General features: G+C 70.6%; 25 protein-coding genes and 2 pseudogenes. 16 read left to right on the top strand and 11 right to left on the bottom strand.

The genetic code is table 11. The features are described from left to right. Positions 1–18 precede the first annotated feature (18 nt). Entirely contained in the window at positions 19–1,290 is a 1,272-nt protein-coding gene (locus tag ACWGJ5_RS21245) for a cytochrome P450 (protein ID WP_453311215.1), read from the top strand. Between the two features lie 609 nt (positions 1,291–1,899). On the opposite strand, the gene ACWGJ5_RS21240 is transcribed toward ACWGJ5_RS21245, so the two are convergent. After that, positions 1,900–2,238, bottom strand: coding sequence for a hypothetical protein (locus tag ACWGJ5_RS21240; RefSeq protein ID WP_453311214.1), 339 nt, complete (start codon positions 2,236–2,238; stop codon positions 1,900–1,902). 441 nt (positions 2,239–2,679) lie between these two features. Between ACWGJ5_RS21240 and ACWGJ5_RS21235 the strand changes: the two genes are divergently transcribed. Further along, the gene (locus tag ACWGJ5_RS21235; protein ID WP_453311213.1) at positions 2,680–2,844 is read left to right on the top strand and encodes a hypothetical protein; all 165 of its coding nucleotides are present in this window, start codon (positions 2,680–2,682) and stop codon (positions 2,842–2,844) included. Between the two features lie 558 nt (positions 2,845–3,402). Continuing rightward, positions 3,403–4,599 carry an alkaline phosphatase family protein gene (locus ACWGJ5_RS21230; protein ID WP_453311212.1) on the top strand — a complete coding sequence of 399 codons (1,197 nt, stop codon included), beginning with the start codon at positions 3,403–3,405 and terminating at the stop codon, positions 4,597–4,599. A gap of 326 nt (positions 4,600–4,925) precedes the next feature. On the opposite strand, the gene ACWGJ5_RS21225 is transcribed toward ACWGJ5_RS21230, so the two are convergent. Together ACWGJ5_RS21225 and ACWGJ5_RS21220 are read right to left on the bottom strand one after the other, a co-directional pair. Continuing rightward, the gene (locus ACWGJ5_RS21225) at positions 4,926–6,140 is read right to left on the bottom strand and encodes a glycosyltransferase (protein ID WP_453311211.1); all 1,215 of its coding nucleotides are present in this window, start codon (positions 6,138–6,140) and stop codon (positions 4,926–4,928) included. Next, the gene (locus tag ACWGJ5_RS21220) at positions 6,137–6,937 is read right to left on the bottom strand and encodes a MerR family transcriptional regulator (protein ID WP_453311210.1); all 801 of its coding nucleotides are present in this window, start codon (positions 6,935–6,937) and stop codon (positions 6,137–6,139) included. Before ACWGJ5_RS21220 ends, ACWGJ5_RS21225 begins: the two co-directional genes overlap by 4 nt. Before the next feature lie 262 nt (positions 6,938–7,199). Between ACWGJ5_RS21220 and ACWGJ5_RS21215 the strand changes: the two genes are divergently transcribed. Next, positions 7,200–7,388, top strand: a complete 189-nt coding sequence (locus ACWGJ5_RS21215; protein ID WP_453311209.1) for a hypothetical protein — start codon at positions 7,200–7,202, stop codon at positions 7,386–7,388. Between the two features lie 22 nt (positions 7,389–7,410). On the opposite strand, the gene ACWGJ5_RS21210 is transcribed toward ACWGJ5_RS21215, so the two are convergent. From ACWGJ5_RS21210 to ACWGJ5_RS21190, 5 genes are read right to left on the bottom strand one after another with little or no spacing between them, the layout of a single operon-like run. Continuing rightward, entirely contained in the window at positions 7,411–7,974 is a 564-nt protein-coding gene (locus ACWGJ5_RS21210) for a hypothetical protein (RefSeq protein ID WP_453311208.1), read from the bottom strand. Beyond that, the gene (locus ACWGJ5_RS21205; RefSeq protein ID WP_453311207.1) at positions 7,974–8,183 is read right to left on the bottom strand and encodes a hypothetical protein; all 210 of its coding nucleotides are present in this window, start codon (positions 8,181–8,183) and stop codon (positions 7,974–7,976) included. The genes ACWGJ5_RS21210 and ACWGJ5_RS21205 overlap by 1 nt, the downstream gene beginning before the upstream one ends. Continuing rightward, positions 8,176–8,364: a hypothetical protein gene (locus tag ACWGJ5_RS21200; RefSeq protein WP_453311206.1), complete on the bottom strand. Its 189-nt coding sequence runs from the start codon at positions 8,362–8,364 to the stop codon at positions 8,176–8,178. Before ACWGJ5_RS21200 ends, ACWGJ5_RS21205 begins: the two co-directional genes overlap by 8 nt. Before the next feature lie 56 nt (positions 8,365–8,420). Further along, on the bottom strand, positions 8,421–9,161 hold the full coding sequence (locus tag ACWGJ5_RS21195; RefSeq protein ID WP_453311205.1) for an ABC transporter permease subunit: 741 nt from the start codon (positions 9,159–9,161) through the stop codon (positions 8,421–8,423). 21 nt (positions 9,162–9,182) lie between these two features. Further along, positions 9,183–9,938 (bottom strand): ABC transporter ATP-binding protein, encoded by a 756-nt coding sequence (locus ACWGJ5_RS21190; protein ID WP_453311204.1) that lies wholly within the window; start codon positions 9,936–9,938, stop codon positions 9,183–9,185. A gap of 268 nt (positions 9,939–10,206) precedes the next feature. On the opposite strand from ACWGJ5_RS21190, the gene ACWGJ5_RS21185 reads away from it, so the two are divergent. The 5 genes and pseudogenes from ACWGJ5_RS21185 to ACWGJ5_RS21165 form a co-directional block, all read left to right on the top strand. Further along, a complete protein-coding gene (locus tag ACWGJ5_RS21185) occupies positions 10,207–11,436 on the top strand; it encodes a sensor histidine kinase (RefSeq protein WP_453311203.1) in 1,230 nt (409 codons plus the stop codon). After that, entirely contained in the window at positions 11,433–12,107 is a 675-nt protein-coding gene (locus tag ACWGJ5_RS21180; RefSeq protein ID WP_453311202.1) for a response regulator, read from the top strand. Before ACWGJ5_RS21185 ends, ACWGJ5_RS21180 begins: the two co-directional genes overlap by 4 nt. A gap of 86 nt (positions 12,108–12,193) precedes the next feature. After that, on the top strand, positions 12,194–13,087 hold the full coding sequence (locus tag ACWGJ5_RS21175; RefSeq protein WP_453311201.1) for a class I SAM-dependent methyltransferase: 894 nt from the start codon (positions 12,194–12,196) through the stop codon (positions 13,085–13,087). Positions 13,088–13,113: 26 nt separating this feature from the next. Then, positions 13,114–13,467 (top strand): BlaI/MecI/CopY family transcriptional regulator, encoded by a 354-nt coding sequence (locus ACWGJ5_RS21170; RefSeq protein ID WP_453311200.1) that lies wholly within the window; start codon positions 13,114–13,116, stop codon positions 13,465–13,467. A gap of 23 nt (positions 13,468–13,490) precedes the next feature. Beyond that, positions 13,491–14,063: pseudogene (locus ACWGJ5_RS21165) on the top strand (M56 family metallopeptidase); the annotation flags it as partial. Positions 14,064–14,230: 167 nt separating this feature from the next. Here the strand turns inward: ACWGJ5_RS21165 and ACWGJ5_RS21160 are convergent. Together ACWGJ5_RS21160 and ACWGJ5_RS21155 are read right to left on the bottom strand one after the other, a co-directional pair. Beyond that, positions 14,231–15,577: pseudogene (locus ACWGJ5_RS21160) on the bottom strand (glycoside hydrolase family 27 protein); the annotation flags it as partial. Between the two features lie 161 nt (positions 15,578–15,738). Then, positions 15,739–16,383 (bottom strand): NPCBM/NEW2 domain-containing protein, encoded by a 645-nt coding sequence (locus ACWGJ5_RS21155; protein ID WP_453311199.1) that lies wholly within the window; start codon positions 16,381–16,383, stop codon positions 15,739–15,741. A gap of 174 nt (positions 16,384–16,557) precedes the next feature. Here ACWGJ5_RS21155 and ACWGJ5_RS21150 point away from each other — a divergent pair, with 174 nt between their 5' ends. The 7 genes from ACWGJ5_RS21150 (at position 16,558) to ACWGJ5_RS21120 (ending at position 21,676) form a co-directional block, all read left to right on the top strand. Continuing rightward, positions 16,558–16,854, top strand: coding sequence for a hypothetical protein (locus ACWGJ5_RS21150; protein ID WP_453311198.1), 297 nt, complete (start codon positions 16,558–16,560; stop codon positions 16,852–16,854). Between the two features lie 198 nt (positions 16,855–17,052). Further along, positions 17,053–17,346, top strand: coding sequence for a hypothetical protein (locus ACWGJ5_RS21145; protein WP_453311197.1), 294 nt, complete (start codon positions 17,053–17,055; stop codon positions 17,344–17,346). Positions 17,347–17,666: 320 nt separating this feature from the next. Beyond that, a complete protein-coding gene (locus ACWGJ5_RS21140) occupies positions 17,667–17,993 on the top strand; it encodes a hypothetical protein (protein WP_453311196.1) in 327 nt (108 codons plus the stop codon). Between the two features lie 427 nt (positions 17,994–18,420). Continuing rightward, on the top strand, positions 18,421–18,693 hold the full coding sequence (locus ACWGJ5_RS21135; protein WP_453311195.1) for a hypothetical protein: 273 nt from the start codon (positions 18,421–18,423) through the stop codon (positions 18,691–18,693). A gap of 92 nt (positions 18,694–18,785) precedes the next feature. Next, positions 18,786–19,259, top strand: coding sequence for an enoyl-CoA hydratase-related protein (locus ACWGJ5_RS21130; protein ID WP_453311194.1), 474 nt, complete (start codon positions 18,786–18,788; stop codon positions 19,257–19,259). Between the two features lie 175 nt (positions 19,260–19,434). Then, positions 19,435–19,836, top strand: coding sequence for a hypothetical protein (locus ACWGJ5_RS21125; RefSeq protein ID WP_453311193.1), 402 nt, complete (start codon positions 19,435–19,437; stop codon positions 19,834–19,836). Between the two features lie 460 nt (positions 19,837–20,296). Beyond that, positions 20,297–21,676, top strand: a complete 1,380-nt coding sequence (locus ACWGJ5_RS21120) for an MFS transporter (protein ID WP_453311192.1) — start codon at positions 20,297–20,299, stop codon at positions 21,674–21,676. 231 nt (positions 21,677–21,907) lie between these two features. On the opposite strand, the gene ACWGJ5_RS21115 is transcribed toward ACWGJ5_RS21120, so the two are convergent. Then, positions 21,908–23,827 (bottom strand): helix-turn-helix domain-containing protein, encoded by a 1,920-nt coding sequence (locus tag ACWGJ5_RS21115; RefSeq protein ID WP_453311191.1) that lies wholly within the window; start codon positions 23,825–23,827, stop codon positions 21,908–21,910. Positions 23,828–23,891 lie beyond the last annotated feature (64 nt).

The raw sequence follows: 23,891 nt of genomic DNA, 5'->3' as shown, positions 1-23,891 counted from the left end.
TCGAGGGAGGCAACCGTCATGCCAGCGACCGATCACCAGCTCACCGAGCCGGTCATGGGTCCCGCCGAGGCCCTCTCGGAGCTGTTCACCCCAGCCGGAAAGCACAACCCCTACCCCCTGTACGACGCGCTGTGGGAACTCGGGCCGGTGATCCCCCTCGGCCCCTCCGGAACGCTCGTACTCGGCTATGACGAGGTCACCACCGCCCTGCGCGACTCCCGTTTCCTGGTCACCGACGCCACCGTCCACCAGGTGACCGGCCTGATCGACCACTCGTCGTGGCAGTGCTTCACAAAGATCATGATGTTCAGCAACTCACCTGACCATGAGCGCATGCGACGCTTCTCCGGCTGGGCCTACTCGCCCCGCCAGGTCGCCGGGCGGCGGCACCTGGCGGTCAGGGCCGCCGAACGGTGGACGGCCCGGCTCGCCGCCCTCGACGAGGGCGGCCCGCTCGACCTGGTGGAGTCCTTCGCCACCCGCGTGCCGATATCCGTCACCGGAGAACTGCTCGGCATCCCCGAGGCGGACCAGATGGCGCTGCGCACCGCCATCACCGCGACCACGATCGCGTTCGAGCCCGTCTTCGACCGCGACGAACTGCGCCCCGCCGACGCAGGGATGGACGTACTGGTCGACTATCTCGGCGACCTCGTCCGAGAACGTCGGCGTCGGCCGGGCGACGACCTGGTCAGCGTGATGGTGCGAGACCGTGATGCCGGCGGAGCGCTGAGTGAGGAGGAACTCGTCGCCAGCCTGGTGATGTTCCTGATCGCCGGCGTGCAGAGCCCCAGCGACCTGATCGGCAACACGGTGCGGCTCGCACTGAACCACCCCGCTCAGGGCCATGGGATGACCACGGATGACGACCTCGCCTCCGCCTTCATCACCGAGACCCTGCGGTTCGACCCACCGAATCACGTGCTGACGCGGGCCGCCGGGACGGACATCGACTTCTGCGGTCACCGCGTCGCCGCAGGCAGCCGGGCGCTCCTGGTCCTGGCCGCCGCCAACCGCGACCCCCGCCGGTTCACCGACCCGTCGGCGTTCGACATCACCCGGAAGGACGTCCGGCCGCTCTCCTTCGGACTGGGCCCGCACTACTGCCTGGGCGCCGCCTTCGCCAGAATGCAGGCCGAGGTCGCCGTGCCCATCCTGCTACGACGCTTCCCGCGCATGGCCCTCGCGGGCCCGCCCACCTACCGGGATCAACTGGTGACACGCGGCTTCGCCCGCATGGACGCGACGCTCGGTCGACAAGGCTTGCGGAGAATCGACATGCGGCTTTGATCCTCCTCGGGGGCTGGCTGCCGTACACGTCGAGGTGGGCGGACATGTCCGCCGGGGTGGGGAATCTGGCGGTTGGGCGCGGCATGGCGTGCTCGGCCAAGAGGGGCCGTACCTCTTGTACGGCCCGCGTGAGCGCGCTTCCGAGTGGGTCGTGCTGACCTCGGCGTAGTCCAGCGCGGGGAGCGCGGGAGCGGCCGTCGGCGACGGGCTTGCCGATGGTGACGACCGTCAGCGGGATGCGGGATGCGGTCCTCGTCGAGGAACTCCTTCTGGATGCCGGCGTGGTCGATGCCGTTCAGCGGACCAGCACGACCGGACGGGCATCCGCGTGTGGGGACCGCTGGCGAATGGATGGCCGGCCGGAACCGTGCGTCGTGGAGAGCCGCTTGCAGCGCATCGTGCCAACTTGGACCAGCGGGCCTTCTACCTCGACGAGCCCGAGAACCGGCGCGAGCCGGACATCCTCGACGCTCTGCGGGACATCGAGCAGGACGTGGGCGAGAGCCTGGTCGAGCCCGCGCCGCCGACATCGAGCTGGACGAGGCCACCGCGATCGAATCGACGCCGTGCTCGAGCCCGGCGTCGATGTCGCGCCACGGGAACGGTGGGCTATCTTCCGAGAACTGGTTGACCGCCGACTTCGGCGACGCGGCTGAGGTGTGCACCAGCAGCCCACAAGGATGAGGCGGAGACCTCCCGCACACCGCCCGCGAGCACTGCACAGGTGAACGCGATCACAGGAGCCTTCCAGTCCCAGGAGGCGAACACGATCACCGGTACGACAAACATCGAATGGACGGCGGAGACGGCGAACGCCGCCCGCGCCCAGCCTCCGCCGGTCACCGGCCGGCGTAGGGTCGCCCAGTGGCGCCACCACAGTACGGCAGCCACCGCCGCGACGCCGGCCATCACAGCAGCGCCCAGCCGGGCCAGGTCAGCATCAGTCACACTGTCAGGGTCCGGTGCGGTTGAGCCGGTCGTGTGCACACTCAGCGCTACCGCAGTCCATCCGAGGGCCGCCGCACCCAGCAGGGAAGTCAGAACTGCTGCGCGTCGCCGGTCCCAACTCGTCCCGGAATGCGTCAAGTTCGATTTCATGCCTCATCCTATGGGGTCAGTGTTGCTGCTGAACGGCGCAACTTCCCGTGTGAGCCACACCGTGCTCGAGTTCGCCACACGAAACGAGAACTCACCAGCGCGAGTGCTGAGTCGGAGAACGTCATAGATCAACGGATCTGACACTGCTTCTGAAGTTGAACGGTGGGACGAACACGCACCGAGCTCAGGCGCTGCGTCTTGCCCCGTGCCCGCGAAGCTGAGCGGCGAAGTCGGGTCGGCCTCTCAGCCCAGCCGCCCACCACGCGGCGGCCGTAGGCCGATCAGCCCGAGATGTCCGCGCACCGTCAAATCACCCCGGATTACGCGTCCCGGACAGCACTCGTTTCGACCCCCTTCGAGCCCGGAATCGTCGCCGCCAGCCTCATCGGCACCACCATCGAGTGGTACGACAACTCATCCGATCAGAGCTATGACCTGGTGTTTTCCCACCACTGACCCTCCAAAGTCAGCACCGAACCGGCACCGGAACCTGCACGTGCTCACACGGACTTGCCGAGCGACCCAACAGCCTGCCCCCTTCAGCCCCAGCGAGGGTCCTCCAGCGATTGCACACCGTGCCCCACAGAGCGGACGTCACCGCCGCAGCAGCCCCCTTGCGCGTGTCCAACGTGTCGCGACACTCCCTCCACACCGCCGCCCTTCACTCGGAGGAGCCGCTGCACCCCTGAGCAGCCAGGCACGACGGCACAACGAGCGTCCTTCGGGCGAGGGTGTGTTCCGGCGCATCGACTCGCACCGGCCGCGGTAGGCCCACCCCGCTTCTACCGCACAAGACGCATCGGGCACGGCGCGCCACAGAAAGCAACCGGACGATCACCTGCGGCGAGCAGGGCGATCCTCCACCTCGTAAACAATCAAGTCCGCGTTGGCTGAAAGGTTGTTGACGAGCCCCAGCGACAAATTCAGCCAACGGTCCAGTGCGTGCGGAGGCGCCGGAGCCGCCGGTTCCGTCACCGTGCTGGGTGCAAAACACCTAGCTGGAGGAGGTTGCACATGCGTCCGCACCGACGACTGGCCAGAAGACTGCTGACCTTGGTGGCCGCGCTGCTGCTCGCCCTGGCGCCGGAGATATCCGGTGGCGCCGCATCCGCGCAGGCGGCCGGGTCCGTTCCGGCGTTCGACCACGTCTTCACGATCCTGATGGAAAACCACTCGTACAACGAGATCGTCGGCAACAGCCAGGCGCCGTACATCAACTCGCTGGTCAGCCAGTACGGCATCGCGTCGAATTACTTCGCGGTCGGCCACCCGAGTCTGCCGAACTACCTGGAACTGACCGGTGGATCGAACTTCGGCATCACCACCGACTGCAACCCGTCGCAATGCACGGTGAACCAGCCGAACATCGCGGCGGACCGCATCACGCCAGCCGGCAAGACCTGGAAGGCATACGAGGAATCGATGCCGGCGCCCTGCACGCTGTCCGACTCGGGCGAGTATGCGGTGCGGCACAACCCCTTCGTCTACTACACCGACATTCAGACCACGTCGCAGTGCAACAACGACGTGCCGTACACCCAGCTCGCCACCGACCTCGGCTCGACGTCCACCACGCCGAACTACGCCTTCATCACCCCGAACCTGATCGACGACATGCACGACGGCACGATCGCCCAAGGCGACACCTGGCTGTCGCAGAACGTGCCGACCATCCTCAACTCCCCCGCCTTCACCGGCCAGAACTCGGTGCTCAACATCGTGTGGGACGAGGACGACGGCACCCGGAACAACCAGGTGGCGTCGATCGTGATCAGCAAGTCGACCACGGCCGGCTACCACTCGACCAACCTGTACAACCACTACTCCTGGCTGGCCACCATAGAGTCTGCATGGGGTCTCGCCCCGCTGACCAGCAACGACGGCGGCGCCACCGCGATGTCGGACTTCTTCGTGCCGCAGACCGGCCAGACCCTGCCCGGTGCCCCGACCAACGTGACCGCCACCGCCGGTCACCGGCAGGCGACCGTCACCTGGACACCGCCGGCCAGCAACGGGGGCTGCTCGATCACGCAGTACGACGTGGCCGGATCCCCCGGCGGTAGTGCGACGGTCAGCGGCACCTCGACCAGCGCCACCATCACCGGCCTCACCCCCGGAACCAGCTACACCTTCACTGTATCGGCCACCAACTGCGTAGGCACCGGCCCCGCCTCATCACCGTCCAACCCGGTCGTCCCGACCAAGCACTGACTCCGCCAGGCGTCTCTGAGCGCGACACCGCTCAGAGGCGCCTGGACTTGGGAACGCCGGCAACGACGCGGGGCGGGACCGTGCCTGAGTCAGTGCGGCATAACATTCCGGGTGATTCCCGCAGCCTTTCCGGCCGTGACTTCGCCACTCTCACGCCATTTCGGGTGCCGGATCCGATACACCCGGCACCGCCCCTTCGCCGTAACCCCCCGGGCGTCTTCGCGACCTGACCGTCTCGGCCGCACCGTCCTGCGCGACCTGCCGGTCCACGAACAACGCGTCGGCCTGGTCAGGCCGGGGTGACGAGGACGGTGAACCGGTTGGCATCATCCTGTGGTCAGCCGCTGGATGGCCTTGAGGGCCTGGCCTGCTCCGTCCTCGGTCGCCATCTGCTGCGCTCCTCTCGCGGCGGCTCGTGCGTATGTCTGCTGCCTCACGACTTGGTCGAGTGCGCCGGCGAGCCGATCGGCGGTGAGAGAGCGGAAGGGGATCGGATCGGTGGCGGCGCCGACAGCGGCGACTCGCCGCGCCCAGAACGGCTGGTCGGCAGTGACCGGCACGGTGACCGCGGGCACTCCGGCGCGCAACGCGGCCGCCGTGGTACCGGCCCCGGCGTGGTGAACCACCGCGGCAAGGCGTGGGAACAGCACGGCGTGCGGCACCTGCCCGATGGTGAACACGTCGTCGCCGTCGGCCGCGAGTCCGGCACTGCCGGCTTGGAGGATGCCGCGCAGCCCGACGCGGCGCAGGGCGGTCACGGCGATCTCGCTCAGCCGTTCACCGTCGCCGGCCGCCATGCTCCCGAAGCCGATGAGGACCGGCCGGGGCCCGACCCGCAGGAAGTCCTCCAGGTCCGTGGGCAGTTGTTCGGCCGCATCGTGATGTGGCCACCAGTTGCCCACGACCTTCAGGCCGGAACGCCAGTCGGAGGGGCGTGGCACCAGGGCCATGCTGAAGCCGTGCAAGACGGGCCAGTCTGCCTGATCCTGCTGTCGGCGCATTGCGGAGGCGGAGGCCGGGGGCAGCTGGAGGCGGTGGCGCAGCTGTGTGACTGCCTGCTTGCAGACGCGGTCGGCCATGCGCAGAGCGAAGCGTCCGGCCAGCCGGTTGGCGGGACGGCCCAGTGAGCGGGCGCCTGTGACGACGGGCGGGAAGTCGCCGGTCGGTGCGGTGGGCTGGAGGTACACGCCGAGGCTCGGTGTGCCCGTGGCCTCGGCGAGGTGCCAGCCGAGCGGGGCTGTGGTGGTCGACAGCAGGAGCAGATCCGTGTCGTCGGCCATCGCGTCGGCGAAGCCCTGGCCCAGATCGGTGATGAACGCGGCAGCGGTACGCATCAGCTCACGCTTGCCCGTGACGCCACCGCCCCGTCGCGGGTCGGCGGGGAGGCTGCGGTATTCAAGGCCGGCCTCGCGTACGAGGGGGGCGAACGTGTCCGTGGTGGCGAGGGCGACGTCGTATCCGGCCCGCCGCAGTTCTGCGCCCAGGCCCGTGTAGGGCGCAACGTCACCGCGCGATCCGGCCGCAGCGATCAGGATTCTCATCGGTCCTCCTCAAAGTCGGTACGGCCGTCTGCGTGGCGGGCCGCGTTGGCGTGGACCGCCTTGCACGTATAGGCGGCCAGGCCCGGGCGTTGCTGCGACGGCGGTACGACCAGCGCGAACGCGCGTGGGTCGGCGAGGAAGTCGTTCGCGATGCGCCGGTGCATGTCGGGCGGGCAGGAGGTGAACCAGCGTGAGATGTGCAGACGGTGCTCCTCGGCCAGGTCCATGGCCCGTGCGCCGTCACTCGGTTCCCCGTCGTCGAAGGCCGCGAGCAGTTCCGCGCGCCAGGCGGCAGCCTCGCCCATGAGCTGCCACCAGTCCTCCTTGGTATGGGCAGCCGCACGCGCCATCGCCTCCCGCTGCCCCTCCGAGTGCGCCCACTTCAGCTCTGCCTCGGTGGCGTAACTCAAGTCGAAGGCGATCTCACCGAAGACCTCGAAGCGTTCCTGAGGAGTCAGGGACACCCCGGTCTGCTGGACCTCGATGGCACGTTCCGCGACCTCGGACAGCCGCTGCAGCCTGGCGATCTCCTCATTCAACTGCCTCTGCCGGGACCGCAGATACTCCAGGGCATTCGCCTGCGGATCCTCGAAGATCGCGGCGATCTCATCAAGAGGGCAGCCGAGCTCACGGTAGAAGAGGATCTGCTGGAGACGCGCCAGGTCGGCGTCACTGTAGAGCCGGTAACCGGAGGGGCTGCGCTCGCTCGGCGAGAGCAGACCCTCCTTGTCGTAATGATGCAGCGTACGCACCGTCACCCCGGCAAAAGCCGACACCTGCCCCACGGAGTAGCTCATCCACCTGCCCCCTTCGTCGGCCTACAGCCTCAAGCCTGACGTAAGGGGAGGGTCAACCTCGCGCTCGCCGTGTTCGTAGCTGAGGACGGAGGCTCTTTGGAAGCGGCTCTCCGGTCGGCCCTCCCGATGGCACGACATATACCCCCCAGGGGTATTCATGCCCGTTGTGTCCCCACCCACATGCCTGCCTGGGCCCGAGTCGTCTCCGGCGGGACCGGCCCGGTGCGGCCGGCGTCATGCGGCCCTCATCAGCACCCCAGGCATGGTCGCGCCCATGCCCGGGGTGCTCGGCCACTGCGGCATCCGCCGTAGCGTCGACCTCCGAGCGGCGGAGATTCCGCTGTGGGGCCGCCTTCCCGCCGCCGTTCTCGCACTGCTGGTCGCCGAGCCGGCGCGTCCGGCCGAGGTCTGGTTTGCGCCCGGCCGGGCGCCGACGCTTCGGGGCTGCTGACGGCCCAGGCTCCGGAAGCGGTTCAGCGCACGGTGCGGGCCAGCGGGACGACGGCCTCGGGGTCGGGTGTCGGGTTCCGCTGGGCGAGCTGCCTGCGCTGCCCGTACCGGGTCATGCCGCGCGGCTTGTACACGGCCAGCGCCGTCGCCACCAGCAGGACCACGAGGGCAGCACCGGATTTGAAGGCGAGGTCGCCCCTCAGCCCCTCGAGCGCGCCGGCGGACCAGGTCGGGGCGAGCGCCACTCGGGAGATCCGGTCGATCGGCCCCATGTGCATCAGCAGGAACAGGGTGCACAGGACGTTGATCACCAACTTGAACACGACCCAGTAGTGCCGGAACAGGCCCCAGCTGGTGCCGAGCGAGGACACCGCCCCGGTCGCCAGGGAGGCGAGGCACAACGGGAGGATGACGAACCAGCCGGTCGGCCCCGTCACGGTGTCGACGGACCGCACCAGCAGAGCGTCATGGCTCGCCAGGCCGGTGATGGTGAGCGCGAAGTAGACGGCGACCGACCCGATCCAGCCGACCGAGGCGACGACGTGCGCGGTGAGCGCGAACTTGCGCAACGCCGGGGCCATGGCCATCAGTGACCGCCCATGTGGCTCATCCCGCCCCCGGCCAGGTGGATGGCGAGGAAGGCCGCGACCGCGACGCCTGCGGAGACGAGGAACCGCTTCACCCAGCGCGGGGGTCCGGCGGGTTCTGTCCCGAGGGGGTCGTGGGTGTGCCCGGGCCCGTGAGCGTGTGAGGCACCGTGGGTGTGCCCGGGACGGTGGGAAGGGTGATCAGTCATGGGGAATCTCCGGGTGCTTCGGATGGTGGAGGCGGGCGAGGATGTGCGCGCGCGTGACCGGGCGGTCGGTGCCCCGGTCGCGGGCGTGACCTTGGACGTGGGATTGGACGCGGGCGACGAGTTCGTCCTCGTTCTCGCCGCTGATCGTCTCGTCGCAGTGCCTGCACGTCAGGCTGAGCATGGTGATCGTGGCTCCCGGGGTAGGGACGGTGGTGGAGGGGTCGGCGCGGACCGGGGTCAGGACACGTCGCGGCGCATGCTGGTGCTGACGGCGAGCAGCGCGAACACCAGCGTGTAGACAGCGAGGACGGCGCCGCCGCCCCAGCGCGGCAGCAGGTTCTGGGCGACCATGGCCTTGGCCCCGGCGCCGAGCGCCTGGCCGGCGTTGAACGGCAGCCACCGGGCGAGGTTGCCGATCAACTGGCCGACGATGCCCTCCACCAGGGCGACCCATGCCAGCGCGACCGCGACCGCGCCGACCAGGCTGCGGATGAGCGCGCCGACTCCCACGCCGATGGCGGCGAAGGCCGCGTTCCAGGCGATGCCGCCGCCGATCGTGGCCCACATGGTCGAGTCGGACCACACGAAGGACACGCCCTTGTCCGACCACCAGGCTGCCGCCACGCCGAGGCCTACCAGGCTGCCCGCCACCGCGGTCAGTGCGCCGAAGACGGCGTGGACCAGGAGCTTGGCGCCGATGACGCGCCCGCGGGCGGGCGTGCTCAGGTACGTGTCGGTGACGGTCCTGTGCCGGTACTCGCCGGCGACCGCGAGGATCCCGAACACCAGCGTGAACAGTGAGGCCAGGCCCACGTGCGCGAGCGCGCCGCTCTGCATGCCGACATCCAGCGGCTTCTTGCTGGACAGCGCCAGGCCGCTGATGCCCGCGGACACCAGCAGGGGAGATGCAGCCAGCAGGAGCCAGGGGCTGCGGACGGTGCGCAGTTTGAGCACCTCGGTACGGATCAGGCTGTACATGTCACTCGCTTCCTGTGCTGCTCAGCCGCGGGTCGACGCCGCCCGGGCGCCGGTGGCGGAGTCGGATGCCGCGGTCGAGGTCAGCCGGAGGAACGCGGCTTCGAGCGTCTCCCCGTTCGCGCCGGTCAGATCCGCCAGCGGGCCGGTGTAGCGCAGCGTGCCACTGGCGACGATGACCACGCGGTCCACGGTCTGTTCCACCTCGCTCAGCACGTGACTGGACATCAGGACCGTGCGGCCTTCCGCGGCCAGGTCGCGCAGCAGCTCCCGCAGTTCGGCCATGCCGGCCGGGTCCAGGCCATTGGCGGGCTCGTCGAGGATGAGCACCCGGGGGTCGCCGAGCAGGGCGGAGGCCAGGCCCAGCCGCTGGCGCATGCCGAGCGAGTAGCCGCCCACCCGCCGGTCGGCGGCTTCGGCCAGCCCGACCCGGTCCAGCACCTCCTCCACGCGCGAGCGCGGGATGCCGCCGGCCTCGGCGAGAATCCGCAGGTGGTCGCGCCCACGTCGGCCAGGATGGAAGCCGGTCGCCTCCAGCACCGCCCCGACCACCCACCGCGGCTGGTCCAGTTCGGCGTACCGGAGGCCGTCGATCAGAGCGCGGCCCGCCGTCGGCGTCACCAGGCCCAGGAGCATGCGCAGCGTGGTGGTCTTGCCGGCCCCGTTCGGGCCCAGGAACCCGGTCACCACCCCGGGCTCCACCTCGAAGGTCAGTGAATCGACCGCGGTCACCGCGCCGTACCGCTTGGTCAGGCCGTCCACCAGGATGCCGCCGCTCATGGCGTCCTCCGGGGTCGGATCGCCGCAAAGGCAAGGGTCGGATACATGGCAGTGCTCCACTTCCGTGCGTCCACGCGTTGTTTCCCGGCGCCCGCCCAGGGCGCCGCGACCACCCTCCCCAACCGGCCGCCGCCCCGTCGTCGCCCGGCCACGGCAACCCCGGCTACCGCGTCTGCGGTAGTCCCCCGGCCCTCTACCGCGTGTGCGGTACCCCGTACTGCGGCGCACGGCCGACGGCACCCCCCGGGCGCCCGCCTATGGTGAAGGCATGAACGCCCTCGGCCACCTGCGTCGCGCCGTGCGCCGGCATGCACACCTGGCGGACGCGGCGATCGCCCTGGCCGTGTTCGCCGCCACTGTCCTGACCACCTTCGCCGGGCGTGACGTCGCCGCCGTGGGCCACCGCACGGTGGCGGTCGTCTCCGCCGTGCTCGCCTGCGGGGCGCTGGCCGGGCGGCGCCGGCGCCCGCTGGCGGTGCTGCTGGTCAGCGCGGTGGCCGCGGAGGTGTTCCTCGCCGCCACCGGCGGCACCCGAGGGGTGCTGATCCTGCTCGCCCCGCTGATCGCCCTGTACACGGTCGCCGACCTCGTCGAACGCCGGCGCGGCCTGCTCATTGGCGGAAGCGTTCTGGCCGCGCTCGCCATCGCCCACGCGCCCCTGCTCCACCCGGCACTGCTCGGCCCGCAGACCCTGGCGTTCATCGCACTCGGCGGCCTGGCGATCGCGGCCGGCGACTCCACCCGCAACCGCCGCGCCTACCTCGCCGAGGTGGAGCGGCGCGCCGAGCGCGCCGAACGCGAACGCGAACAGGACGCGCGGCGCCGCATCGCCGAGGAGCGGCTGCGCATCGCCCGCGACCTGCACGACGCCGTCGGCCACCAGCTCGCGCTCATCAGCGTGCAGTCCAACGTCGCCGGCCAGGCGCTCGACCGCGACACCGCGGCGGCACGCGAGGCGCTCGACCACGTGAAGTCCGCCAGCCGCAGGGCCCTCGGGGAACTGCGCGACACCATCGGCCTGCTCCGGCAACCGGGAGAGGCCGTCGCCCCCGTCGCGATTCCCGCGCCCGGACTGGACGCACTCGAGGAACTGCTCGCCTCGCTGCGCGCATCCGGCCTGGACATCGACTGCCGCATCGACGGCGTCGTCGTCCCCCTGGCGCCCGCGGCCGATCTCACCGCGTACCGCGTGATCCAGGAGTCGCTGACGAACGTCTGCAAACACTCCCGGCGACGGCAAGCCCGGCTCACGCTGAGCTACGACCCCCACGAACTCCACATCACCGTCGAGGACCTGGGAGACACGACTGCAGCCGACGGGCGCGCCCCCGGGCCTGCCGCCGTTCCCGCCGGCGGCCATGGCATCGTCGGCATGCGCGAGAGGGTCCTCGCGCTCGGCGGGCACTTCACCGCCGGTGCCCGTCCGGACGGCGCGTTCCAGGTGGTCGCGGTCCTGCCCTACCAGCCCCTCGACCTCGCTCCGGAGCCGACCTCGTGACCATCCGCGTAGTCATCGCCGACGACCAGCCCCTGGTGCGCACCGGTTTCAAGGCCCTGATCGCGCCGGCCCCCGATCTGGCGGTGGTCGGCGAGGCGGGCGACGGGCGCGAGGCGGTCCGGCTGGCGAAGGCCGCCCGGGCGGACTTGGTCCTGATGGACATCCGCATGCCGGTCCTCGATGGTCTCGCCGCGACCCGCCTGATCACCGGCGACGAGGACCTCACCGGAGTGAAGGTCCTCATCCTCACCACCTTCGAGATCGACGAGTACGTCTTCGAGGCGCTGCGCGCCGGGGCCAGCGGCTTCCTGGGCAAGAGCGCCGACGCCGAGGAGCTGCTGCACGCCCTGCGCACCGTCAGCCGGGGCGACGCTCTGCTGTCCCCCGCCGCGACCAAAAGCCTCATCGGCCGCTTCCTCGCCACCCCGGCCGCTCCCCTGCCCCTGGACGAGGCCGCCCGCCAGGGGCTCGCCGCACTCACCGACCGGGAACGCGAGATCACCACCCTCGTGGCGACCGGGCTGTCCAACGACGAGATCGCCGCACAGCTCGTGCTCAGCCCCGCCACCGTCAAGACGCACGTCAACCGTGCCATGGTCAAGGTCGGCGCCCGCGACCGCGCCCAACTCGTCGTCTTCGCCCACCGCAGCGGCCTCGCCGACGCGGTGTAGGCCAGGCCCTCTCCCCCACTTCTACTACACACGGATAGTAGTTACTATTCCGTTGTAGTAGATGGGATCGTCGTGCAGGAGGGGTGATGGCAGACCGTCAGGATGTGAACACCGAGCAGGCGGAGGCATGGAACGGCGACGAAGGCACGTACTGGGTCAAGCAGCTGGAGCGCCACGAAGCGATGTACCGGCGCCTCACCCCGCGTCTGCTGGAGGCGGCCCGGATCACCGGTGACGCCCGGGTGCTCGACATCGGCTGCGGCTGCGGCGGCACGACCCGGGCGGCAGCCCGCACGGCGGTGCAGGGGACCGCACTGGGCGTTGATCTTTCCAGGCCGATGCTGGAGGCGGCCCGGCGCCTGGCAGTGGGCGACGGGCTGGACCGGGTCCGCTTCGAGCAGGGCGATGCCCAGATCCGCCCCTTCCCACCGGCGGGATTCGATGTCGCCCTCAGCCGGTTCGGGGTGATGTTCTTCGAGGACCCGCAGGCTGCGTTCGTCAACATCGCCCGCGCACTGCGGCCCGGCGGCCGGCTCGCCTTCCTGTGCTGGCGCAGCGTCGCTGAGAACGAGTTCCTCGCCGTGCCGTTCGGCGCGCTGGCCCAATACGTGCCGCTGCCCGACCTCGGCCGCCCCGGCGATCCGGGTCCGTTCTCGCTCGCCGACCCGCAGCGGGTGCGCGAGTTGCTGACGGGCGCCGGCTTCGGTGACGTCCGGGTCGAACCGGTCGACGAGCCCATGTGGATGGGGGCGGACGTCGACGATGTCGTGGCCTATCAGCTCGGTACGCCGGCCGCCCGCTCGATGCTCGCCGCCGCGAACGAGGCCGGCGGCGAGACCGTCGAGCGCGCCCTTGATGCTCTTCGCCGGGCCCTGGCCCACCATCAGGGCCAGGGCGGGGTCGAACTCGGCGGTGCCGCCTGGCTGGTCACGGCGGAACGTCTGGCATCCGACGTGTGCTTGACTACGACACAGCGGTAGTAACAGGTCGTCGTGGAGGCAGGACCGTGGTGCTGGGGAGGCTCGAAGCCGACGTGATGCGCGTGATGTGGGACGCTCCGGGCCCGCGGACGGTGCGCGAGGTCCTGGACGCGCTCAACCGCCACCGCGCCGACCCGCTCGCCTACACCACGGTGATGACGGTGCTCGCCCGCCTCGCCGACAAGGGCGTGCTCTCCCGGACCCGGCAGGGCCGGGGCTTCGCCTACGAGCCGCTCGTGGCCGACGAGGCGGGCATCGCCGTACGGGAGGTTCTGCTCCGCTACGGAGATGCGGCCGTCAGCCACTTCGTCGCCGCCTCCACCGCAGACCCCGACGCCAAGGAGCGGCTGCGGCGTCTGCTGGAGGAGGACGGGACGTGACGGGCAACCGGGCGCTGTGGGTGATGATCGGGACCGCGGCAGCGCTTCGGGCCGCCGTCGTGATCTCCGCATGCTGCGTGGTCCGGGTCCTCGTCGAACGGGTCGGCAGGCTCGGCCTGTCCGGTCTGTGGTCGGGGGACCCGAGCGCGCTCCCGGCCACGGTGACCGTCGCCCTCACCGTCACGGGGATCGCGGGCGGGGCAGTGAGCACGGGACGGATGACACGGGCCACGATCAGGCTCCGCCGCCGGCTGCGCAGCAGCCGGATCGAGTGCCCTGCCAAGCTCGACGAAGCCGCAGAGCGTGCGGGACTGGCCGGCCGTGTCGCCCTGTCGGCATCGCCTCAACCACTGGCGCTCACCCACGGCCTGATCCGCCCCCGGGTCGTCGTGAGCACCGGACTTCTCGCCGCCCTGACACCGGCAGAGCTGGACGCGGTTCTGACGCACGAGCACGAACACGTCCGAGGCCGCGACCCGCTGAAAACCGCAGCCGCTCAGTTGCTGGCCGGACAGCTGTTGTTCCTGCCCCTCATCCGGGAACTGGCCGAACGCCATGCCGCAGGGCGGGAGATGGCCGCCGACTCGCGCGCCGTCGCCACTCACGGCCGACGCGCCGTGGCAGGAGCCCTGCTCGCCCTGGTGGACCACCCAGTCCGGGCGGCCCAGGCACCGATGGCGGCAATGGGATCGTCCGGGCGGATCCTCGATGCGCGGATCAAGCAGCTGGAGTCCGGGGCCGACGTACGCCTCGGCCCGCCGGGATGGACCCGCTGGGCCACGACCGCCGCCGGTGCCGCACTGCTGCTCTGGGGCGTGTGGGGGAGTACGACCCTGGCGGCCCACGCACCCGCGGCCCTGTGCCGGGCCACGGGAGTTCCACCACTTACCTGGAACGCGGCGATGCCGTGTGCGGGAACGCCGGCGCTGATGTCGCCGGACGTGGTCGATGTGTCGCCGGTCCACAGGCCGGTCAGCGTGAACGAGTTGCCGCTGAGACCGATCTCGGACGCGGTTGTGCGGACAGTGGTGGTCGCGTCGCTGCGGTTGAACAGGCCGATCGCCACCGATCCGTCGGACAACGGCTTGGCGAACACCTCGGTGTCGCCGTCGTCACGCACCCTGCGTCCGCCCGCGCCCGGTGGATCCTGGTTCACCGCGATCAGCCGCGGGTTGCGCAGAATCTCGCTCACATCCGCCGGCATCGACCGGATGTCGTTGCCCGCTATGAGCGGTGAACCCATCAACGCCCACAGCGCTAAGTGCGACTGCCACTCCGTCGGCGTCAGCCCCGGACGTCCCACTTCCAGCATGTCGGCGTCGTTCCAGTGCCCCGGTCCGGCCTGCGCGGCGAGGGGTGCGTTGATGTCGACTATGCCGGTGACGTTCGACCATTGGGCGCCTATGTCCCCGGTGGTCCGCCACATGTCCGCCACCTGGCTCCAGTTGTGGGTCGCCCCGGTCTCGTCATCGTGGTAGCTGTTCGAGTTGATGCTGTAGACGATCGGTCGGCCAGTGGCGCGCAGGGCGTCGCGCATGACGGAGAAACGGGCGACCTGATCGTCCAGGGTGCCTCCGGGGTCACACCAGTCGTACTTCAGGTAGTCCACACCTCACGCGGCGAACTGGCGTGCGTCCTGCGCCTCGTGTCCCAGGCTGCCCGTGGTTCCGGGGTAGTCGCCGTTCCGCTGCGCGCAGGTCTCGCTGCCGGGTGCTTCGTAGATGCCGAACTTCAAGCCCAGGGAGTGGATGTAGTCGCCGAGCGCCTTCATGCCGCTGGGGAACCTTGTCGAGTCGCCCTGGAGGTTGCCCTGGGCGTCACGCTGGGGATTGAACCAGCAATCGTCGACCACCACGTACTGGTAACCAGCCGCCTTCATGCCCGAGTCGACCATCGCTTTGGCCGAGTCGCGGATCAGCTGCTCATTGATGTTGCAGCCGAAGGTGTTCCAGGTGTTCCACCCCATGGGCGGTGTGAGCGCGGGACTGCCGTCTGCTGCGCTCGCCGGCTGGTCCACCCCGGTTACAAGGAGCGCCGCGACGCCGGCGAGCGCGGCGAGCGCGGCGACAGCAGAGCGCAGGAGACGTCGTTGGACACAGGTGGGCGACATTGCCTCTCCTTCGACAGGAACGGATGAGCGGGTGCGCTGTGCGGTGTGCGGTGTGGAGCATGGGATCAGGGGTCGACAACCGTCGGCGCCCTCGCCGCGGCCGCTGCGGTAGCGGGTGATGTCCCCCTGGGATGCACTCGGAACAGGCGAGTGTCGAACCTTCAGCCGATGCTGATCGCGTCGAGGTCGGGGGCGTATGCGGTGTCGTTGTGGCACTTGATGGTGTTGCTGCCCGCTTTCAGCGGGACGGTGATGCTGGCGGTGGCGACCGTGTTCCAGTCGGTCCCTGTCAGGGTTACCTGCTGATCGGCTCCGCCGTTGACGCTGACGAAGAAGGACCGGGTGCCGGAGAGCAGGTACTTGTTGGTCAGCTTCTGGTTGCCGTCCGAGTTCGCCGTGACGTCGTTGACCGTCACGTAGTTGGCGGGCCCGTTTCCGATGTAGCCGACGGCCTGGCCGTCGGAGCAGGCCGGGCAGCGCCTCAGGTTCGCCGCGCCGGCCATGGTGCTGCCCGGTGCCTCGGCTTCGTAGTCGGTCGGGCCGCCGCAGGTGACCTTGGCGTTGGCCCAGTCCGCGTGGTCGTAGCGCATGTAGTCACGGGCATCGGTGGCCCGCAGCTCGAGTTCGTTGACCCCGTTCGTCGACGCGATCAAGGTGCTCGCCGCTCGGCCGCCCTGTTGCACGTCGCTGTAGTTCAGGAGTCTGCCGTCACCGGGCCGAGCGGGCCGGAACCCCAGACGATCGAGGGCGCCCGGCAGCCGCTCCGGCTGCGTCTCGCAGCCCACCGCCCTCGCCGTCCTGATCAAGCAGGCCTCCTGTGGATCAAGCGGGCTTCCTGTGGCTGATCGCCCACCACTCCCCCTCGGCAACGCCCGCCCGCTCGACCCGCCACGGCCGGTCAGTGGGCGTCGGTGCCGACCTCCTCGATGCGACGTGATCCACTGGCCGTCCTCGACGTAGACGTCGGGCGACACACTGGCATGACGGGATCTCCTTGCCACGTCGGCTGCGGCGATTCGCAATCCGGCCTGCCGGTCCGCCGTGGAACGGCAGCCCGGAGGCTCTCCGTCCCGAGCCGCGGTGACCGTACGGCCGGGCCTCGGCGACCGTCCGCCTCTGCCGCTCCGGCCACGGGCGCCTCACAGGTCGCCAAGATCACCAACAAATACCTGATCAGCGCCTGGGCCGGCTACTCGGTCTTCGCGGAGAACGCCAAGTGCACCCTCATCTCCGGCAACACCATCCTGTGGGCCTGCAACATCACCCTCACAGCCTGATCTCCGGCAACCGCTTCCGCCGGGCCTACGGCGACGGCACCAGCACCCGACCCGTCCGGGGTCCACGACTCCTCCACGGGTTCCTTGCCTGCGCACGCGTGTGCCGTGCTTGTTCCGGTCCCAGAGTGAAGTCGGTTCTTGACGGCGGGCGTCGATCCGATGCCGCGCGTGGTGCCCTTGAGTGGAAGGATCGGTGTCATGGGCACCGAGAAGGGTTGGGCGTACCGGGTCGAGGAGCCGCACGGCTCGCGGGGGTGGCGCCCCCACGGCGGCTGCCCCGAGCGGTGGCGGGGGACCGTGACCGCCGACGATCCCGAGGAGGACGCCGAGTACGTCGCCGCCCTCGTCGTCACCGACCTGGTGACGGAGTGGGAGGTGCGCGGCGGCGGGCAGAGGCACGTGCGTGTGATCGTCTGGGACGAGGAGGAAGGCGACAACCCGGAGGACGCCGTCTTCACCGTGGAGATCCAGCCCGACATCGATGCAGAGTGACCGATGCGGCCGGACGGGTCCGGCTTGCTGCTCTTCGGTTCCGCAGAGGGTGGGCGCGGCAAAGCCTTCGCGCCGCGGCCAGGCCCGCGCGAAGGCTTTGAGGGCAAAACAGTCCCCGGTAGTGCTGCGCGTGTCCTGAAGCCTCAGTCGTCACTGTCGCCTCGGTATCGCGCCGGCTTGCCGGGGGCCTGAACCACATCCTGTCCAAGTCACTCCGCCGGCTAGACGTCCTCACCGACTTTGTGGCTCTTTCGGTGTTGTGGTCTAGTAATTACTTTGCGCAAGATGCGCCCAAAGTCAATAGGTTTTGGGTAAATTTTTTGGCATCCAATGGATGCCGCTGGATCGCCGCCGTCGACGACCCCGCACTCCCGAAGCGCAACGGCCTGAGCGACATCGAACAGCAGCTGCCGGGCCGGCCGGATACCCCTCGCCGGACGGCCCCAGACCTGCCCTACCTGCGCGGCGAGGACGGCGCCCGCCGCGAGTGGCGCGTGCCGGCCGTCTGCCACAACGTCCACGAGATCTTCCGACACGCCGGATCAGCCGGTCTCACCGTAGCGATCGCCTGCCCCGGCCCGGCCATCAGCCCCCGGTCACGTCCCCCACCCGGTCGGCTCCAGAACCGGAAGGACCGGCCACCCTGAGCCTGCACCTGGTCACATGGGCGAAGAGCTCAGACACCCGGCGGGCAGCCTCGACCTGATTCAACACCTCACCGATCCGCACCGCGAGCACACCGCCCCCAGGCCCACCGACCAGCTCCCGCCCGGCACGGTCATCGGCCCGGCCTGCGGCATGAGTGTGGGCCTCGGCACCGCGCATCTCACCCCTGGAGTGCGAGGCCACCCTCTTCGGCTGCTGAAGCCGCCAGTGCCGACGGATCTTCGCGGACGAGCACGGCGCACCGATCACCGGCCGGCGGGTCGGCCCGCCCCGGTGTTCCCGCAAGAGCCACCGAGCCCGGGCGGCCGTACGCGGACCGCACGGCCATCGTGCCGCTCATGACGACCACCACCACATTGAGCGACGCCGACTTTCAACACCGCGGCCCCCAACCCCGGCCTCGACCACGTGCACACCGCGGGCGTTCGCGGCTACTCCGGCCGGGCCGACACCGGCGCCCTGGAGGAGACCGTGCGAGCCGCCTCCGGGCTGGAACTGGCCGACGTCGAAGGGCTGTTCGCCATGGTCGACGAGCGCGCCCCGGCGCTGACGACCGCCCAGTGGGCCGAGGTCGATCGATCCGCCGCCCCGCACCCCGTTCCCGGCCAGGACACCGCCGAAGCCTGCACCGAGCCGGCCGCCGTCGGCCGAGCCACGGAAGTCACCAACGAAAGCCGATAGGAGAAGCACACTCATGAGCACCGAAGAAGTGCGTCCATCGGGTCGACTCGACCCTGCTGATCACGATCGACCGTCCGCAGGCACGCAACGCGGTGAACGCCGCAGTAGCCGCCGGAGTGTCCGACGCGCTGGACGAACTCGATCGCGACATCGTGCTGCGAGCCGGTGTTCTGACCGGAGCGAACGGCACCTTCAGTACCGGCATGGACCTCAAGGCCACCCTGCAGGGCGAGACGCCGGTGATCCCGGGCCGCGGATTCGGCGGCCTGACCGAGGCCGAACGGACGAAGCCGCTGAGCGCCGCCGAGGAGGGCTACGCCCTCGGCGGCGGATTCGAACTCGCCCTGGCCTGTGCCCTCATCGTCGCCACCGAGGACGCCAAGATCGGCTCACCCGAAGTCAAGCGCGGCCTGATCGCCCGTGGCGGCGGCGTGATCCGGCTGCCCAAAACGCATCCCCCTGCCCGGTGCGCCCCGCCCGCTCGGCTGACACCGCCGTGCAGAACGCGCGTCGGTAACCCGCGTCGCACCCAGCCGCGTACGCATCGGGCTCCCGGCCACCCTTAGGTGACCCAGCAGGCGCTGCCCGTTTCCGGCTGAACCACCCAGTGGTCGCGCAGGAGACCCCCCTGTTGTCGCGTGAGGTGGTTCACGCCGCCGGACCGACCGAGCCTCCGCGATCGTCGGGTCACCGGCAGCGCCGCAGGGCACGCGGCGACCAACCCCTTCGAAAGGACCCATCATGACCACTCACCCCAGCCTCGCCGGCCGCACCGTACTGATGTCCGGCGGCAGTCGCGGTGTCGGCCTGGCCATCGCGCTCCGCGCCGCCCGGGACGGCGCCAACACCACGCTGATCGCCAAGACCGACAAACCCGACCCCCGGCTGCCCGGCACGATCCACACCGCCGCAGCGGAGATCGAGAAGGCGGGCGGCACGGCACTGCCGATTGTCGGCGACATCCGCATCGACGCAACGACCGACAGCAGGTTCACCTCCATGGGCATGACGGCGATCGACCGCTTCCTGCGCCCGATCACCTACCAGGGCTTCCCCGACGCTCTCCTGCCCGAAGCCCTCCAACACGCCAACCCGCACCACATGTGGCGCCTGGTCGACGGGCAACTCGCAGTCGATAGCTGACACCCCCTGCAGGCCCGCGTCGCGCCGCGGAACGAACGAACCTCCACCCGAGGGTGCTCAAGCTGCTCGACGAGACGGCGATGCCGGCCTCCGTACGAAGACCTGTGCCCGCAGAGGCTGAGCGGCGAGGCCGGGCTCGGTCTCTCAGTCCGGTCACCCACCACGCAACGCCCCTGAGCCGATCAACCCCAGATGTCCGAGTTCTACGCAGCGTAGTCAGCACCAAACCAGCACGGGAGTCAGCACCGCACCGTCAAGTCACCCCGAACTACGCGTCCCGGGCGGCACTCGTTTCGACCACCTCCGAGCCCCTGAACCGCCCTTCCGTGAGCCGGCATGGTGCCCACACGCATACCCAACCCCCGAACTATGGTGCCCCACCACATGTGCCCCTGACCTGCATCTTCCTACCGTGTGCCGACACGTACCCGTCCCCACCGCACACGAGGAAGTGGCGCACATGGCATCCGAAGCAGCAACCGCTCCCCCACCCCCCGCCAGCCTCCCCAGAATCGTCGCCGCCAGCCTCATCGGCACCACCATCGAGTGGTACGACTTCTTCCTCTACGGCTCCGCCGCCGCGCTGGTGTTCAACAAGTTGTTCTTCCCGGACTCCGATCCTCTCGTCGGGACGCTGCTGTCCTTCCTGACCTATGCGGTCGGATTCGCGGCCCGCCCGCTGGGGGCGCTCGTGTTCGGGCACTACGGTGACCGGCTGGGGCGGAAGAAACTGCTGGTGCTGAGCCTCGTGATGATGGGCGGGGCGACGTTCGCCATCGGCCTGTTGCCCACGCACGCCACGGTCGGGGCCGCCGCGCCCGTGCTGCTGACCACGCTGCGGCTCGTCCAGGGATTCGCACTCGGCGGTGAGTGGGGCGGTGCCGTCCTGCTGGTGTCGGAGCACGGGGATCCGCGGCGGCGCGGTTTCTGGGCCTCGTGGCCGCAGACCGGCGCGCCGGCCGGGCAGTTGCTCGCCACCGGTGTGCTCTCGCTGCTGACCGCCGTACTCTCCGACCACGCCTTCGGGGCCTGGGGCTGGCGGGTTCCCTTCCTCCTCTCCGGCGTGCTCGTGCTGATCGGGCTGTGGATCCGGCTGTCCGTCGACGAATCGCCCGTGTTCAAGGAGGCGTTGGCGCGGGCCGAGTCCCGGCGCACACAGGAGGCGGAGAAGCTGCCGCTCGTCTCCGTGCTGCGGGACCACTGGCGGGACGTGTTGGTGGCGATGGGCGCCCGGATGGCGGAGAACATCAGCTACTACGTCATCACCGCCTTCATCCTCGTCTACGCCACCACCTCGGCCGGCGTCTCCAAGCAGACCGCGCTCAACGCCGTACTGATCGGCTCCGCCGTGCACTTCGCCGTCATCCCGGCCTGGGGCGCGCTGTCCGACCGGGTCGGGCGGCGTCCCGTGTACCTGCTCGGCGCGGCCGGTGTCGGCCTGTGGATGTTCCCGTTCTTCTCCCTCGTGGACACCGGGCAGTTCGGCTACCTGGTGCTGGCCGTGACCGTCGGGCTCGTGCTGCACGGCGCTATGTACGCGCCCCAGGCCGCCTTCTTCGCCGAGATGTTCGCAACCAGGATGCGGTACTCGGGCGCGTCCATCGGCGCCCAGTTCGCCTCCGTGGCGGCCGGCGCGCCGGCCCCGCTCATCGCCACCGCCCTGCTCGACGACTACGGCAGCTCCACTCCGATCGCCCTGTATGTGATCGCCGCCGCGGTGCTGACCCTGGTCGCCGTGGGCGTGGCCCGGGAGACGCGGCACCGGGATCTCACCCGCATCGAGGCCGAGGGCGGCGCGTCCGCCGCTACCGGCACGGCCGCGGAGGCGAGGACGGTCTGACCGGCACGGCCGCGGAGGCGAGGACGGTCTGACCGGCACGGCCGCGGAGGCGAGGACGGTCTGACCGGCACGGCCGCGGAGGCGCGGGGCGAGGACGTTCCGACCGGCTCGGCCTCGCACCGGCCGGCACGGCTCGCCCGGCCGCCCTCGCGCTCCGGCCCGGCCGGCGCGGCGCCGTCGCGCTCCGTGCACGTCCGATGCCCGGCCCCCGTACGGTGTCCCGTACGGGGGTCAGCGTCTGTCCGGGGCCGCCAACCGGTGCAGCCGCAGCGCCAGTTGGATCTCCAGGGCGCGGGCCGGGGTCTGCCAGTCCTCGCCCAGCAGCCGGCCCACCCGCTCCAGCCGTTGGGCGACGGTGTTCACGTGGACGTGCAGCGCGTCCTTGGTGCGGGCCGGGCTCATCGCGCAGTCGAAGTACGCGTCGAGGGTGCGCAGCAGTTCCGTACCGCGTCGCTCGTCGTAGGACACGACCGGGCCGATGGTGCGGTCGACGAAGCCGGAGATGTCCCGTTCGCCGGCGAGGAGCAGGCCGAGGAAGCCGAAGTCCTCGGCCGCCGCGCCGTCCCCGGCCCGGCCCAGCAGGTGCAGCGCGTCCAGGCAGCGGCGGCCCTCGGCGTAGGCGGTGGCGACCGTATCGGGATGGGTGGCGAGGTCGGTGACGGGGGCGGAGGCGCCGACCGTGACGGGTTGGTGCACGGCCGTGCCCAGCTGGCGGGCGGCACGCCGGGCCAGGTCCGTCGCGGTGTCGCGGGCGGCGAGCGGCAGCAGCAGGACGGTGCCGCCGTCGCGTGCGGCGGCCAGGCCGTGCCGGGTCGCGGCGAGGTGGGAGGCGGCCGACCACAGGCGGCGGCGGGCCGCGGCCTCCTCCTCGGCGTCGGCGGCCGGGCCGTCGAGGCGTGCGGCGAGGACGACATGGGTGGCGTCCAGGTCCGCGTGCAGCCGGGCGGCGCGTTGGCGCAGCAGGCGCGGATCGCGGTCACGCGCGTCCAGCAGGTCGTCCAGCAGCTCGCCCCGCACCCGCTGCTCGGCCTCGGCCGCCGAGCGGCGGGCGAGCAGGAGGAGCGAGGTGACCATCGCGGCGCGCTCCAGGGTGCGCTGGTCGACGGGGTCGAGGCCGGGATGCCCGCGCAGGACCAGCGCGCCGAGGAGTTCGCCGCCCGCGGCGACCGCGGCGATCCAGTCGTTGCCGTGCCGTACGGCGTGCCCCTCGGCGCGGGATGCCTCCAGTGCCTCGGCCGGTGCCGCGTCGGCCTCGCTGAACTCGACGGTGCCGTCGAGGACTTCGGAGACTGCGGCGGCCACGTCGTGCACCCCGCCGCCGCGCAGGACGAGTTCGGCGAGCCGATCATGGACGTCGGAGGCGCGTTCGATGACCGCGCTGCGGTCCCGGATGATCTCGTTGGCGCGCTCCAGGCCGGCCAGGGCGGCGCGGGTCTCGGTGAGCAGATTGGCGGTGTCGATGGCGGCCGCGGCGAGCGCGGCGAAGGAGCCGACCAGGGCGATCTGCTCGCGTTCGAAGACCCGTGCCCTGCGGTCGGCGGCGAAGAGCACTCCGATGACGTGCGGGCCGAGCATGAGGGGGACGCCGAGGATGGCGACCAGGCCCTCGTCGCTCACGCCGGCGTCGATGGTGAGGGTGTGCTGGAAGCGGGCGTCCTTGAAGTAGTCGTCCGTGACGTACGGCCGGGTCGTCTGGGCGACCAGTCCGCCGAGTCCCTCGCCCATGCCGAGGCGCAGCTGCTGGAAGCGGGCGGAGACCGAGCCCTCGGTGACCCGCATGTAGGTGTCGCCGCGCGCCGGGTCGTTCAGCGTGAGGTAGGCGACGTCCGTGCCGAGCAGGGAGCGGGCACGCTGCACGATGGCCTGCAGGACGGCGTCCAGATCGCGCAGACCCGCGAGGTCATGGGCGGTCTCGAACAGCGCGGACAGCTCCGCCTCGCGGCGCCGGCGCCCCTCCAGCTCGGACCGGACCCGCAGGGCGAGCAGCTTGGCCCGCTCCAGCGCGGCGATCCGCTCGGCCGGTCCGCCCTCGGCGCGGGCGAGCAGCACCGGCTGCTCGTAGGTCTCCGCGGAGGCGTCGCGGGCGAGCAGCTCGAGGTAGGCGGCCTCGGTGCCGCCGCTGGATGCCGACTGAACGTGATCGCGAGACATGGTCACAGGATTCCGCATCGCCCTCCCGGCCCGTCAGGCCTGTGGAAAACTCCCGGGTCGGGCA

It is taken from the genome of Streptomyces sp. NPDC054783, from assembly GCF_053611725.1.
This window is presented reverse-complemented; position numbering and strand designations above follow the sequence as displayed.